We start from the raw sequence: 15,607 nt of genomic DNA on the forward strand, positions 1-15,607 counted from the left end.
AAGTTGTAGAATGCCTTCGACCTATAGGAAGGTCAATTTTTCTCTCACATTAAATACAATTTGTTTTTGGAGACAGTTCCGTGCAAGACTACGTTCTCTGGTATCAAGAATTAGGTATGCAAGACGTACCTAGGGTTGGTGGTAAAAATGCCTCTCTGGGTGAAATGATATCTAACCTTGCCAATGCAGGTGTACAAGTACCCGGTGGATTCGCAACAACGGCAGACGCCTTTAATGAATTCCTCGAGCAATCAGGCCTGAATGAGAAAATTCACACTATTCTCGATTCCCTCGATGTTGACGACGTCAACGAACTTGCCAAAGTCGGCGCACAAATCCGCCAATGGGTTATTGATACTCCTTTCCAGCCAGAATTAGACCAAGCCATTCGCAACGCATACGCCTCGCTACACGGCGATGAAAGCAACGATGTCTCCTTTGCTGTTCGTTCCTCAGCAACAGCCGAAGATATGCCAGACGCTTCATTTGCAGGACAACAAGAGACTTTCCTAAACGTTAAAGGTATCGACGCAGTAATGGTCGCTATCAAGCACGTTTTTGCCTCTTTGTTCAACGACCGCGCAATTTCTTATCGTGTTCACCAGGGTTACGACCATCGTGGCGTCGCGTTATCTGCTGGTATTCAGCGTATGGTACGTTCAGACAAAGCATCCTCAGGTGTTATGTTTACGATTGATACAGAATCAGGTTTTGAGGATGTTGTTTTCGTCACCTCAAGCTATGGTCTTGGAGAAATGGTCGTACAAGGTGCAGTAAACCCAGACGAGTTTTACGTCCATAAGCCGACGCTGGCCAAAGGCTTGCCAGCAGTTGTAAGACGTAACATTGGCTCCAAAGCAATTCAAATGGTCTATTCGAACGATGAATCTCACGGTAAACAAGTAGAGATTGTCGATATGGACCCTGAGCTGTCAAACAAGTTCTCCATCACAGACAGCGAAGTACAGGAATTAGCAAAGCAAGCTGTTATCATCGAAAAACATTACGGCCGTCCAATGGATATTGAATGGGCTAAAGATGGTAACGATGGCAAACTTTACATTGTACAAGCTAGACCAGAAACAGTTCGCTCTAACGAAGATGCTAACGTTATGGAGCGCTTCCAGCTTAAGCAAAAATCGAGCGTTGTTTGTGAAGGACGTGCAATTGGACACAAAATCGGTAGCGGTGTTGTACGCGTACTAAACTCGATTGACGAAATGGATAAAGTCGAAGAGGGCGATATCCTGGTTACTGACATGACAGACCCAGACTGGGAACCTATCATGAAACGCGCAGCTGCAATCGTAACGAATCGCGGCGGCCGTACCTGTCATGCTGCAATCATCGCTCGAGAGTTGGGAATTCCAGCAGTAGTGGGTTGTGGTAATGCGACCGACACCATTAAGCATGGTGATGAAGTAACGGTGTCGTGCGCCGAAGGCGACACAGGTTATATCTACCAGGGCAAACTAGACTTTGAAGTCATCTCATCGCGTATCGATTCAATGCCTGACATTCCGATGAAGATAATGATGAATGTGGGTAACCCAGACCGTGCTTTTGACTTTGCTAAGTTGCCACATGCAGGTATTGGTCTTGCGCGTTTAGAGTTCATCATTAACCGAATGATTGGTGTACACCCTAAAGCGTTGATCAATTTCGACACTCAGCCTGCTGATTTACAAGCTGAAATCAAAGAAATCATTGCAGGTTACGAGTCTCCTGTAGAATTCTACATCGCAAAACTAGTCGAAGGGATCTCTACCCTTGGCGCAGCATTTGCGCCAGAGCGCGTGATTGTTCGTATGTCAGACTTTAAGTCTAACGAATACGCAAACCTTGTTGGCGGACAACAGTATGAGCCGGAAGAAGAAAACCCAATGATTGGTTTCCGCGGCGCGTCTCGTTATATTTCAGAAGACTTCCGCGAATGTTTCGCACTAGAGTGTGAAGCAATTAAACGCGTTCGTAACGAAATGGGTCTCGATAACGTCGAAATCATGATCCCATTTGTACGTACACTTGAAGAAGCTACAAAGGTTATACAGCTACTTGAAGAACACGGTCTTAAGCGCGGCGAAAATGGTCTGAAGGTTATCATGATGTGTGAATTGCCTTCTAACGCCTTATTAGCAGAAGAATTCCTTGAGTATTTCGACGGCTTTTCAATTGGTTCAAATGACCTGACTCAGCTAACACTTGGTCTCGACCGTGACTCAGGTCTTATTGCGCACTTATTCGACGAGCGTAACCCGGCCATCAAAAAGCTGCTTTCTATGGCAATTCAAACGGCCAAAGCAAAAGGCAAGTATGTAGGTATTTGTGGGCAGGGGCCTTCTGACCATGAAGATTTTGCAGCCTGGTTGGTTGACCAGGGCATCGATTCAGTATCGCTAAACCCTGATACTGTTCTCGAAACCTGGCTATACCTTGCTGAGCAAAACAAAGCTTAGATAAAGATTAGTTAAGGCCTGCATCATGCAGGCCTTTTTTAAAGGATTATCTAAAACGTTTGTCTAGTTGAACGCAGGCACTCTTAAACCATACTTGACTCTTTTTCAACCACACTCGTGCCCATGGGTAATTGAAGGATAAGCAAAGCAACGCACCAAGCAGAAAGAAAATCGACGGGCCAGGTACCACAATAAATACTATTGCTAGCAAAGCACAAACCCCTGCAACTAAGTTCATCATAATTTTATTCATAGTGTGACCTCAAATTCGAGATTAGTATTAAATCTACTCCATATACCTGCTTTAATCCTTTTCAAAATGTAACAAAACAAAAAATTCCAGATTTTTAAAGAGACTCAACATGATACAATAGTGCCAAAGCAATAAATTATTACCGTCATGATTGCCGAAATTACCCAGCAGGATTCTGCCAATACACTATTAAATGATTACATCAGTAAAATTTGCGGCCAAGGCTTTAGCGGGGATACAGATACAAGTTATGCGACCCGTATAGTCACTGCTACTGATAACAGTATCTATCAAGAAATACCACAAGCCGTTATCTACCCTAAAAATACCAAAGATGTACAAGTTGCAATGCAAGTAGCATCTCTGGACCCTTTTTTGTCTTTAAGCTTTGGACCTAGGGGGGGAGGAACAGGTACTAATGGGCAATCTCTAACACCTGGGATAGTGGTCGATCTGTCTCGTTACATGCGAGAAATTCTTGAAATAAATGAAGAAGAAGGCTGGGTACGAGTACAAACTGGCGTCATAAAAGATCAATTGAATGATTTTCTGAAGCCTTATGGATTCTTTTTTGCGCCAGATCTATCAACCAGTAATCGCGCGACTATCGGTGGCATGATTAATACCGATGCTTCTGGTCAGGGCTCTCTGGTCTACGGTAAAACCAGCGATCACGTACTAGAACTTAAAACCATTCTTGTAGATGGCACTGAGCTCAATACCAATAAACTTGAACTTGAAAAAGCGGAACTACTTGCCGAGCAGACTAACAGAGTTGGTGAAATATATAAGACAGTGTTAACTAGCTGCCGTGAAAATAGAGAACTAGTCCTTGAGAAATTTCCAAGGCTAAATAGATTCCTAACGGGCTATGATCTCGAAAATGTCTTTGACGATGAGATGACCACATTTGATTTAAGCCGTGTAATCACAGGATCTGAAGGGTCGTTAGGCATAGTTACCGAAGCGAAACTTAACGTAACCCGCATACAGCCATATAAAACACTCATCAATATTAAATACGATTCTTTCGAATCTGCTTTGAGGAACTCACCGTTCTTAGTTGCGGCAAATGCAACTTCCGTAGAAACAGTAGACAGTAAAGTCTTAAATCTAGCCAAGCAAGACATCATTTGGCATTCAGTATCGGACTTAATCTCCGATATTCCAGGAGTTGAGGTTCAGGGCCTCAACATGGTTGAGTTTAATGGCGAGACCCCTGAAGAAATCGAAGGAAAAGTTTCTTCATTATGCAGTCAACTTGACCAACTTATCACCAACCGAGAAGCGGGTGTTGTTGGCTATCAATTGACTAATGATAAAGCCGATATACTGAAAATATACGCTATGCGTAAAAAAGCAGTGGGCTTGCTGGGTAATACCAAAGGAAAACAGAAACCACTTGCTTTTGCAGAAGATACCGCAGTACCACCAGAAAATCTTGCAGATTTTATTTTAGAGTTCAGGGCACTGTTGGACAGTAAAGGTTTGCACTATGGCATGTTTGGCCATGTGGATGCCGGCGTACTTCATGTTCGACCCGCTTTAGACATGTGCGACCCTGAACAAGAAAAATTGTTGCGTGAAATTTCAGATCAAGTCGTTGCATTGACCGCTAAGTATCGTGGCCTCATGTGGGGCGAGCATGGTAAAGGATATCGAAGCGAATATGGTCCGGCTTTTTTTGGTGACGCACTCTTTACTGAACTCAGAAAAATAAAATCAGTGTTCGATAAGAATAATCGCCTGAACCCGGGAAAAATCTGCACACCATTAGAGTGCAATGACAGCCTGGTTAGTGTTGATGGACAAAAACGCGCGTGGTTTGATAGAGCTATCAATATTGAAGTCAAAGAAAGCTTCGAAAATGCGATGAACTGCAATGGTAATGGGCTTTGCTTTAATTATGATGAAGCCTCTCCAATGTGCCCGTCATATAAAGTGACCAAAGATCGCCGTCACTCACCTAAAGGCAGAGCTTCTCTGATACGAGAGTGGTTTCGTCTTCAGGAAGAGCAGGGGGTCGATTTACTATCTTCAGAGAAAACCCTGATAGAAAAAGAAAACGATACCACCTGGTGGGAGCGCTTTAGAAACAACCGAAAGAAACAACAGGGCATCTATGACTTTTCACATGAAGTTAAAGAATCAATGGATGAATGTCTGGCCTGTAAGGCATGTACCACTGCATGCCCGATTAAAGTTGATGTGCCAAGTTTTCGGGCTCGCTTCTTAAATCTGTATTACAGTAAATACAACCGTCCATTAAAGGATCACCTTGTTGCAAATGTGGAACAAACAACGCCTCTGATGGCTAAGCTGCCAAGACTTACTAACTTTGTTGTGAATTTTGCTCCCGTTAAATCCGCGTTGAAGAATGTTGTAGGTTATGTAGATACGCCAACCTTAAGCGTCCCAACTTTAGACAAACGCACCAACAGTGAATATAGGTACGACGAGAAAAAATTTTCTACACTGTCAAAAGAACAAATGTCCGATATTATTTTTATCGTTCAGGATCCGTTTACCAGTTTCTACGAAGCTGAGTTAGTAGAAGCATTTATGCAAGTAATTACTAAACTCGGTAAAAAGCCAGTGCTCTTACCATTTGTTCCAAACGGTAAAGCCCAGCATGTAAAAGGGTTCCTAAAAGAGTTCAAGTCGACAGCTAAGTCTGCGAATGAGTTTTTGTCACGTATTGCCAGTTATGGCAGGCCGCTAGTAGGATTAGATGCTTCTTTGGTGCTCTGTTACAGAGACGAATATCTCAAGATCCTAAATAAAGACGAATTAGCATTTAAAGTTCACCTTGCACACGAATGGCTGTCAACTCAGGACTGGAGTTCAGTGGGTAAGTTGTCAAACGAAAACGGCCACTCCGTTGTCAAGTTACTTAGTCATTGCACAGAAACCAGTGCTATGCCTGAAAGCAAAACGATTTGGAAAGATATCTTTGGGCATCTTGGTGTGAACTTAGAGACACCAGCAACAGGGTGTTGTGGAATGGCAGGTACTTATGGCCATGAAACCGATCATCAACACAACTCACGATCGTTATATGAAATGTCGTGGCAAAAACACACAAGTAATATAGAAGAAGAAACAGTACTGGCTACGGGTTTTTCTTGTCGTTGCCAGGTTAAGCGTTACGAGAATAAAAAACCAATGCATCCGATAGAGTACATTGCAAAGAATCTTTAAAGCAGTGTATGGTAGCGATACTTTTTGTATCGCTACTTTTTCTATTTTTCACGACTCTCTATCCCTTGATTATCACTAAACATACGATTTAACATAATTAAAAATCAGCGTTTGACTTGATTATTTTTTGTTATATTCAATGAATTACGCTGCGAGTTTAGTGTCACGGCCTTTAGTATGATGTGTTCTTTTTTGACTCTGGATTCAGTAGTCTAGAGTAATGTAACCATGGTTGTGTAAATGCTGTTCAGAATTACCTGAGCTTCCATCTTCAGAACTGAAATAAGCTAAACAAGATACGCTCTTTGAAAGCGTAGATAAATCAGAATAGGGCTTTGGATATACTGAAGTGATAATTTTTATTCTGAGCTTAAACGCCTTTTTCACAAAGCCGACAAGAACGGATCATATTTTATATTAATGAGTGTTTTATAACCTAGTAAGCAGACTAAGTTCAGTTTTCCTCGCGTAACAGCGATACCCAATGATGCTCAAATAAATCATTAGGCTTTCGTGGTATTTAGAATAAAAACGAGATCTACAATTTACGTTTTATTCCAGACTTAGCTCTTTCCTTAATATTAGTCTGGATATATATCTGATCGGTCGTCGCTATTTTTGAATGGCCCAGATCTTCGGATAAATGTTTCAGAGGGCGGTGCTGCGCATCGTGCGTTGCACCTGTATGGCGAAGCCAATGTGATGTAGCTGCTTGTAAATTTTCAGCTTCCTCCTGAAATCCATCCTCGTTGAGCTTTTTAATTGCCAGATCAAAACTTTCCTGCACGATTCTGCGAATTTGCCTTACATTCATACCTCCGCTACCGCGAAGCTTGTGAATAATTGGGTGGGGTTCATCGACGCGAGGTAAGGAAGTCAGCCCTCTACTTAAACGATAACGCTTTAAATACTCGATGAATTCTTCGCTTAATGTGACATCTCGAAGCTTGTTTCCTTTGCCCATAATACGCAAAAACCAAAAACCATCTTGATCTTGCCAGAAATGACTCATTACAGGTGCCCATTGCGGGCGGTCAGACAATTCGGATATCCGTAAATATAAGCCTTTTAAACACGCTAATGTGAACAGGTTTCTTTCAAGCTTGGGGTCCTTTTCACACCGGTCTTTTGTAACACCAAACACATACTCCCACTGCAGGTCACTCAGTGTGTCTGGCATTTTAATTTGTGACTGCACTACGAGATAAGGGCAGTTCTTTTTCACCACAGGAACAAAGTTAGCGAATGATTTTTCTTCCAAAATGGCAAACTTATAAAACACATTTAACGCGGTGAACATTGATGCGAGTGTTTGCTGACTAACCCCATTAGCCTTATAAACAAAGGGTCGCCAGTTTGAATTAACAACCCTTAAACCATTACTATCCTTAAAACGCCATTGCACTGATTGGGCAACCCAATCGTCACTGGTCTCCACGACGAACTCAACATATGCCTCAATGTCTTCACGTTTCAGATCAAATACAGAGGCTTTTTTTATTGTCCAGGACCACAGATAAAACCGCTCTATTTCATTACGAAATCGATTGAATGTGGCTTCTGACTTGCGGCCATACACATACAAAAATTGATATAGAAACGCCAGATCGTTTTTACAACAATGTGGATCAAAGGCCTCATTGGTAAGAAAGTTGGCAATATCTGGGTATTCTGTCTCGAGTGTATTGTCCTCAAGATGTGCGACTAAGTACCTGAGCTGCTTAAGAGTATCAACTAATGGCGTCATTGTATGTGTATAACACTGATTATATAAACAGTGTTTTATTCTGAACTAAGCTCAGCAAGATTGCAACGGAAAACCGAGCTCGCGCGTTATCCGCAGCGAGCACTTAAAATATCAAAGCCTTAATTTTCTGCTTTCGAAGCATGCAATTCGCGAGCGTACTCGAAGATGATGGCAAGATTACAAATGAACCAGAGATCTTTGATTATGAATAATCCTAACCCGTCTATCAGGGTCGACTGTGAAAACCCACCGTCGGCTGTGAACAAAAATGTCTGCGTCATAATAAACACAGCACCTGTACCGGCCATCCCAATCAGAACCAGATTACGTCGGCCAAGCCAAATGCCGGCGCCAAGTAATATTGCAAATCCCAGATCATAAATACCAATTAAGTCTGACGCTTGCTGGATTGTGAAAATCTGATAAAGCCATGCCATAAACGGGGAGGTTTCGACTAAAGGCACTATGGCCTTGGCTTCCAGTTCCAGAAACTTCATTCCACCAATCCAGAAAAGTACGATTGCCACGGGAATATAATTTAATATTGCGTGCTGGCGTGCTGAGATCCGCTTAGTGAAACATAAATAAAACGCCAAAGGTAACAGGGCAAAATACTTAATAATACCCTGACCTGAACCAATAACCGGAAACCCGCCGTGCGCTGCAATCCAACGATCAGCATCAAACAACGTAAGCAACATAATACCACTTAACACAATGAGTAAGGCAAATTGCGGTCTGCGCAACTGAGTTATAAAAAGCGCGGCTCCAACGCTTATACCCGTAATCAGGAAAAACAACCCAAATACCTGACTAAGACTCTGCATTGAATATAAATCGTTCAGCGAATAAAAACTCAGGGCTTTTTCTACATAGCCAATATTCCCCCCAAGGATAAACGAGCTACCGAGTAACATCAGGCTTAGTGCGACGACAAACGTAATCACCTTATAATTTGTTGAGTGTGACATAATGGTCCTATGCAAATGAATGTACCAAGAAGACCGGGCAAACCCATTTAAATTTCAGTGGGGATTAATTTTTTGATGAGTTCATCGCCAAAATAAAGCGATTTCTGAGACTGTGTATGTGTACAGTCATGGCGAATGCAAAGAAGTATGGTTGCTGCGCTGGCATACATGGGAAAATGAAAGGGCATTGCGCAAAAGGTGGCACAATGCCCAATTGGTAGTTTGGCTATAACTGAATCGGCTATAGCCAAACTAAGTGTAAGCCACGAGCATGGTCAACTGGCTTACAGCAAAACCTTAGTTTGTTTGGGCCTTAAGACTGACGCCGCTATAAGACGAATAGCCTCGTAACATGATGTGGAAAGTGCCGGCCGATGGGTTGTTAACGGTACACACTTCGTTATTGCCATCCTTAAAAGGTCGACAGTCATAAGTCGTGCGAGTAGGCTGTGCGTTTGCACGTACATACAGGTCAGCATCGCCTGAGCCGCCGCTCATTGTAAACGTCACTTTGCTTACCCCGTTACCAACGTTAAATGTGTAAAAGGTTTCACTGCCCGAACCACCACTCAAGCTAGATTTGGTTACGCCATCTTGCAACTCATTACCACCGGTGCCATTTAGTGCTGCATCAACCGCGGCTGAAGCATCAATGATACCGCTACCACAACTGCTACATGTGGCAGGGAAACTACGAGCAGTGCTCTTCAGGATGCTTTCAACTTCGTCCGGGCTTGCTGAGGGTTTAGCTTGCTTGATAAGCGCCGCTACACCTGCAACATGAGGTGCCGCCATTGACGTACCTTGTGAGTATGCATAGCTATCACTTGAAGGTCCGTTACTACCAGAGTTATAAGTAGACAAAATACCTTCCGGATCATTGGCAAAGCTTTGCGCGCCACCGGGTGCTGCAACGTCGATGTTTGAACCGTAGTTTGAGTAATAAGCGCGGCCACCGTTACGACCTACAGAAGCAACATTAATGATGCCAGAGCAGTTACCCGGATTGAAATTGGCAGAATTTGAGTTGTCGTTACCCGCTGCAATTACGATGGTCGTGCCGTTAGCACGCGCAGTGTTAATAGCGCTCTGAGTCGTTGAGCTACATGCGCCGCTGCCTCCTAAGCTCATGTTAATTACATCAGCCGGGTTTGCGTTAGATGGTACGCCTGATACTGAACCACCTGATGCCCAGATGATACCGTCTGCGATATCCGAAGTCAGACCACCACATTTACCAAGTACACGTACAGGTACGACTTTGGCGTCATATGCTACACCGGCAACCCCCTGACCATTGTTTGAAACCGCAGCGACTGTGCCTGCCACATGTGTGCCGTGCCAGCTGGAGCTGCGTGCACTATGTGTATAGCCACACTCGTTGGCAGATACTGCATCGCCCGGGTCACGTGCATCGCTGTCACGACCACCGCCGTCGTTTGCTACTGACAAGTTAGAGATCATGTCGTAACCTTGCAGGATGTTTGCGTTCAGATCTGAGTGAGGGCGGTAACCAGTATCCAGTACAGCCACGACCACACCATTACCCGTAGCCTTATCCCACGCAGCAGGTGCGTTGATACCACCGGCAGACTCAAAATAGTGCCACTGACTTGAGTACTGTGGATCATTAGGTGTAGCGAAAGGTTGCAACATCTGGTCAATTTCAATGTATTCAATATTGCCAGTCGCGACCATTTCCTGCATCAGACTATGCGCATCAGCCGCAGAAAGCGTTTGATCAACGCGCATAACGTGGTGATTGCTCAATGCCATTTGACGGACATATTTAGTTTGTAACGACGCTTTCTTTTTACTCTTGAAGCTCTTAACAAAAGTTTGTGCTCGTGAATTCATCATCGACGGAGACATCTCGGCCTCAGAGATGGACATAAGCTGATTACTATTGTCCTTGTATTTAATGATAAACTGCGTACCTGCGGTGTTTTGACCTTCAATTTTCTGGCTCAACTGCGCCATACTTGCAACGCTATTGAACGCTTCAGCGTTATTTGCCACAGCTTGAGTTGCAGCGAACATGCCTGAAATAGCCAGCGCAACGGCACCAATTTTTAAATTATTAGTTGTCATAATAGTTTTTCCCTAGATTTAGTTGTTGTTCCTTCCGTTCAGCAATGCGTACAGAAGGCACTTGAATGTAAACACGAGGTTACTTTTAATTTAAATTCCGTTTACTTATATTACATGTAATTTGGGTTATAAGAGTTGAGCAGATTTCACACAGCTAGTTGTTTTGTAATATTTAATTCATATTTTTAAGGAATGTGATGATATATTTTTCATGTAAATGAATGTAAACAGCTAGTGATAAATTATGAGTGATTTACACCTGTTTGGCCCTTTAATAAACACATGATCTGCGTTAAGAAGTTCCAGTAGGTTTTGTAAATTCTGACTATCTTGAGTTATGGCCGGTCAGTTTTCTTGTAACTTTGTGAACGCAGATATGTTCCTGCAAAAACACCTTAGAAATGAGTAATAGCCAAAAAAGCAGCACGCTGTTCAGGTGCTGCTTTTTGGCTTAAGCTTGCTTGTTATCGACTACTGTTTACGACATTGCTGTGCATCAAAGTCGACAATTATGCTGGTGTTTTCTGCATTGCCAGAGATCTTTAGGTAAGACCAATACTGGCTTCCAGCTGCGATTTGAATGCATTCCGATGTGCCACCAGAATTAGATTGTGCGTCCTTATCGTTATCACTTGGCCAGCCACCATTTTTGTACAGGATGTTCAGACTTCCACTGCCATGCGCTGTTGTAATAGCCAGGCTTTGTGTAGAGGTAATATCTCCAATAGATAACCATAAAGTACCGTCTCCGCCCAGACAGGTCGCTTCGCCCGCCACCAGTCGACCGCCGCTTACTGGCTGCTGAGTCGCACATGCATCAGGTACCGAGCCACTGATATCTTTGGGCATGATCTCAACGGTATAGTCCTCAACTTCTCCATCACCTACCGAGCCACAGGCACTGGCAGCAGCGCCGTTGTACTTCATAGCAATACGTAATCTCGCTTTAGAACCCACCATACTTGCAGGAACATTAATTGAGCCTGTCACTTCACCTTTACCAGACACGTCTGACATAACCTGCTCAGAATCTTCGAACTGACCATTGTTATTAAAATCTATCCAGGCAACCCAATGCTCGGTGTAATTTCCACCCGGCGTGAAGGTAAACAGGTTAGCTCCCTCTGTAAGCTTAATAGTCTGATTAGAAAAATCACCGTATCCATCTGCCTGGGAAGGGTTACTGAACGATCCATTTTGTACATTTGCGATCCATTCATATCGGGTATTGCCACTGGCTGAACAGTATTCAATGCCGGAAATGCTTACGGCGGCTTGCGCGCTGTTGCTCAGTCCATCGTTATCTGTCACTGTTAAAGTTGCCGTAAAGTCGCCAGCCTGAGTGTAGGTATGGCCGGGGTTCGGCTCATTGCTTGAGTTGCCGTCGCCAAACTCCCACAGGTAAGTAACAATATTGCCATCCGGATCTTCAGAACCTGCACTGCTGAAGGCGACGGCTTGTCCTGACATGGCAGAGTAGGGGCCATTGGCTAGTGCAGTAGGGGCCACAAGTTCAGATTTCACCTCAGCAGTTGCAGTATCTGTTCCCGTATTACCGTCATTATCTGTTACGGTCAGTTTCACGGTATATACTTCTGCGTTTTGGTAGGTATGCACAGGGCTTGCAGCGGTGGAGGTGTTTCCATCACCAAACTCCCAGTAATAGCTAACAATACTTCCGTTAGCATCGTTTGAGCCCACACTGCTAAACTGAATAGACTCACCAATAGTGGTGCTATAAGGGCCATTCGCTTGTGCGATGGGTAAGTCAGAGTCACCAGCTCGTTCATAATAAACAACTAACGAAGCGCCGCTATACTCTAGGAAAGGGTCAATCATGATATTTAACTGGCCGCCGCCAGCTGCAAATTCGCAGTACTCGCTGTGTCTTGGCGCACTGAATGGCCCGCAGTCATGGTTATCAGCCGTTGGCACCGAGTTCATACTAACATAGGCATCTGGATCACCCTGATAACCGCCGGGCATTACCGCAACCGTGCGTACAGCATCAGATGGGATTTCAAACTGATAGATTTTTGGATCGGCACCTTTAGCAGATTCCAGGTTATTAATCTCGGCTAAGAATACGCGCTCACAGCCATTGCACAGTGTATTGTCCGTACCAGAAATGACACTGAGCGTCGCATCTGAATAGGCGCTAAAAGCGTCAATTGCAGTGTGATAGGGCACTGTACTGGATGGAGCAGAAATCGTTACCAGCTCCGGAGAGCCTGCACTTCTGAATGAGATAAAATCAGCGTCCCAGGTATCGCCATTTTTAACCGGTGCTTTGCCTTTAGAGACATACATATCAGGATCTTCATCGTAACCGTCTAAATAAAAGGCGACGGCCTGAGTACCTTCAGGCACCGAGATCTCGTAGTTATCCACTTCACCTTTTTGTCCCGACAAATTAGTAAACGACTGAATAACATCGCCCTTTGGCGGCGTAACCGCGCCGGACGTGCCATCCCATGGATGATCAGCATTGCTGGTATACTCATCAAGGCCAGTGGCGATTAGGTTTGCATTAGACCAAAGCGTTGCCCTTGCAGGCCCATGAAGGGCAGCGGTCATTCTGTCTACCTGATCACTGGTGAACATGGCATAGTTATCAGAGTAGTGCATAAAGTTTTCTGTGTTTGTTGGCTGGCCCAGGCAGTTTTTTGCGTTGTTCTGTAATATGCTGCTACTCATTTGCGGCGTATCGCACGAGCCGTCGCCAGTCGCATTACAAAAAGCCTCAGAATGAATTGTACAGACATCGCCATCAAAGGTATGGGGCAGGTTTAGCCAGTGGCCAAACTCATGGGTCAAAACAGAGCGGAAGTTTTCATTGGTGTTAGCGCCAACATAATCACCATTATAAACAACCCGTGACAAGCCATTTTGAGACATACTCAATTGAGGATACCAGGCAACACCGGAATTATTGGTAGACCCGTCATCATATAAGTCTTGCTGAATATAGATATTCATATACTTAAAGTTATCCCAGGCATCGGCTGAAATTTGATCGTCAACGCCACTGCCTTTACCATATCCTGCCTTTTCTGGATGGCGGACAATACCGTTTGTTGGTTGGCCGTTTGGATCTTTTTTTGCCAATACAAATTCAATGTTAAGGTTTTGCCTGATCGCCTGAAACTCGGGCGCAATGGGTCCATCATCTGTGATTAAACCCAGGAAATCCTGGTTAGACTTGTTCAGTCCGTCTATGACTTTTTGCTCGGTTAAGCAGTAGGTGCCTGTTTCACAGTTGTATCTGTCGCCATAAATATGCACTACCACTGGAATATAGTAACGCCCGGGAACACCATTGCCATTTTCTGCAGCAAGATCGTCCTGACTCGCAAGCTCAGACATAATGTGCGTTGCAAAACTGGAGCTCAAAGACCGTTGTCTGAGATTCTCTTTTTGGATAGCAGACCAATCCTGTGAATTATGGTCGGTACCACAGATCTGTCCTGCATGTTTATGGCTGGTGGAAGTTGCAAATACGGATTGTATCCTACTATCAAGTGCAGTTTGATTTACCTTGACAGGCTCGCCTGCAAATACAGTGACGGGGGACAGCGTAGTCAGCAAAATAGCCGTAGCCTGGCAGAGTGTTTTTCTGGTCGGTGTTTTTGCCAACACACGTTTAGAAAAAGGCATAGTGTTCTCCTGTTGTTTTTATTTGTTAACATATGGATGTTAAGAACCTATTTTCTTATCCCCGAAGTTAACTTGTAGTGTTGTTGCAAGTACCCTATTAAGGTACTCTGTTGTTTTCCTGGAACTGAATAAAAGTGCATTTATATCAGCCACCTAACTAAAAGCCGCAAAGGTGCGGTGGATTTTTGAACGTTACGAAAGCTTTGTGTAACTTACATCAGTTAAATTATATTGTATACAGTATAATTTAATATTTTGCATAATTGTTATTTTGTTGAAGCAGGGCAGTCACGTCAGGAAGTAGGGTAATGGCTTGTTTTTAGTGCTAATGTTAGCGATACAAGCGACAGGTTTGGGTTGTCACAAGTTCGGTCAACAGCAGGGCTTTTTCAAGGCCTAAAGTCATTTAAGGAAGATTTCGAAATCAGTATATAAGATTACACCAGAACTAGCTCACATCCAGAGTACAAGCAAATACGACTTTCTAGAAAATAATTACTTGGGTTTGGTAACATCAAAGCCCAAACAAAACCACTAACGTTAAATATCAATGGCTCATGGGGTATAGGCAAAACACATTTTCTTCGACAACTCTATTCACAGCTGAGATATAAGGATCAAGCACCAGTAGTGTACATCAACGCTTGGGAGTCAGGCTTTTCCAAAGATCCATTACTCGTAATAGTGAGTGAAATAACATCGCAGTTGATAGATCAGCATGAGGGCTACAAAGCACATAAGGCCGAAAAAGAAGTAGGAGAAAAAGTAAAGAAAATATGGAATTCAATGCTTAAGCTTGGCGGATGTGCTGCTGCATTGTCCGGCTTAGGCCCAATATATGCGCCCGCGAAAGATTTACTGTCTGCTGAAATAAAGGATGAAGACGAATTGAGCTTACAGGAGCTATATCCACTACAGAGAAAAGCTGTCCAAGATCTAAAACAGCTTCTAAGTGAATACTCTGAAGTAATAAACAGAAAACAAATAGTAATCATCGTCGACGAACTTGATCGATGCAGACCCAATTATGCAATCGAACTACTTGAAACGATTAAACACTTCTTTGAAATGCCCGGATACATGTTCGTCGTCGCGACCGACACGGAGCAGTTGGGGCACTCTATAAAAGCTGTGTACGGCTCGGAATTTGATGGCCGAGAATATTTATCTAGATTCTTTAACCGCAGTGCAAAGCTACCTGAACCTGACAGTGTACTGGTCAAGTCCAACC

Annotated in this window: 8 protein-coding genes; 3 read left to right on the forward strand and 5 right to left on the reverse strand. The window is 43.7% G+C overall.

Annotation, left to right across the window (positions count from 1 at the left end):
- Positions 1-80: 80 nt before the first annotated feature.
- Positions 81-2,456: a phosphoenolpyruvate synthase gene (gene ppsA, locus CWB99_RS23055; protein WP_138551462.1), complete on the forward strand. Its 2,376-nt coding sequence runs from the start codon at positions 81-83 to the stop codon at positions 2,454-2,456.
- Between the two features lie 46 nt (positions 2,457-2,502).
- Here the strand turns inward: ppsA and CWB99_RS23060 are convergent, their stop codons facing one another.
- On the reverse strand, positions 2,503-2,709 hold the full coding sequence (locus CWB99_RS23060; protein ID WP_138551463.1) for a PGPGW domain-containing protein: 207 nt from the start codon (positions 2,707-2,709) through the stop codon (positions 2,503-2,505).
- Positions 2,710-2,856: 147 nt separating this feature from the next.
- On the opposite strand from CWB99_RS23060, the gene ydiJ reads away from it, so the two are divergent.
- A complete protein-coding gene (gene ydiJ / locus CWB99_RS23065; protein ID WP_138551464.1) occupies positions 2,857-5,910 on the forward strand; it encodes a D-2-hydroxyglutarate dehydrogenase YdiJ in 3,054 nt (1,017 codons plus the stop codon).
- Between the two features lie 538 nt (positions 5,911-6,448).
- On the opposite strand, the gene CWB99_RS23070 is transcribed toward ydiJ, so the two are convergent.
- The 4 genes from CWB99_RS23070 to CWB99_RS23085 form a co-directional block, all read right to left on the reverse strand.
- Positions 6,449-7,657 (reverse strand): tyrosine-type recombinase/integrase, encoded by a 1,209-nt coding sequence (locus tag CWB99_RS23070; protein WP_138551465.1) that lies wholly within the window; start codon positions 7,655-7,657, stop codon positions 6,449-6,451.
- Positions 7,658-7,776: 119 nt separating this feature from the next.
- Entirely contained in the window at positions 7,777-8,628 is an 852-nt protein-coding gene (locus tag CWB99_RS23075) for a DUF417 family protein (RefSeq protein WP_138551466.1), read from the reverse strand.
- Between the two features lie 297 nt (positions 8,629-8,925).
- On the reverse strand, positions 8,926-10,719 hold the full coding sequence (locus CWB99_RS23080; RefSeq protein ID WP_138551467.1) for a S8 family peptidase: 1,794 nt from the start codon (positions 10,717-10,719) through the stop codon (positions 8,926-8,928).
- A gap of 471 nt (positions 10,720-11,190) precedes the next feature.
- Positions 11,191-14,376, reverse strand: coding sequence for a M43 family zinc metalloprotease (locus CWB99_RS23085; protein ID WP_138551468.1), 3,186 nt, complete (start codon positions 14,374-14,376; stop codon positions 11,191-11,193).
- Positions 14,377-14,940: 564 nt separating this feature from the next.
- Here CWB99_RS23085 and CWB99_RS23090 point away from each other — a divergent pair.
- Positions 14,941-15,607, forward strand: a 667-nt coding sequence (locus tag CWB99_RS23090; RefSeq protein ID WP_249332080.1) for a KAP family P-loop NTPase fold protein, incomplete at its 3' end; no start/stop codon positions are given.

It is taken from the genome of Pseudoalteromonas rubra, from assembly GCF_005887095.1.
Taxonomy (GTDB): domain Bacteria; phylum Pseudomonadota; class Gammaproteobacteria; order Enterobacterales; family Alteromonadaceae; genus Pseudoalteromonas; species Pseudoalteromonas rubra_E.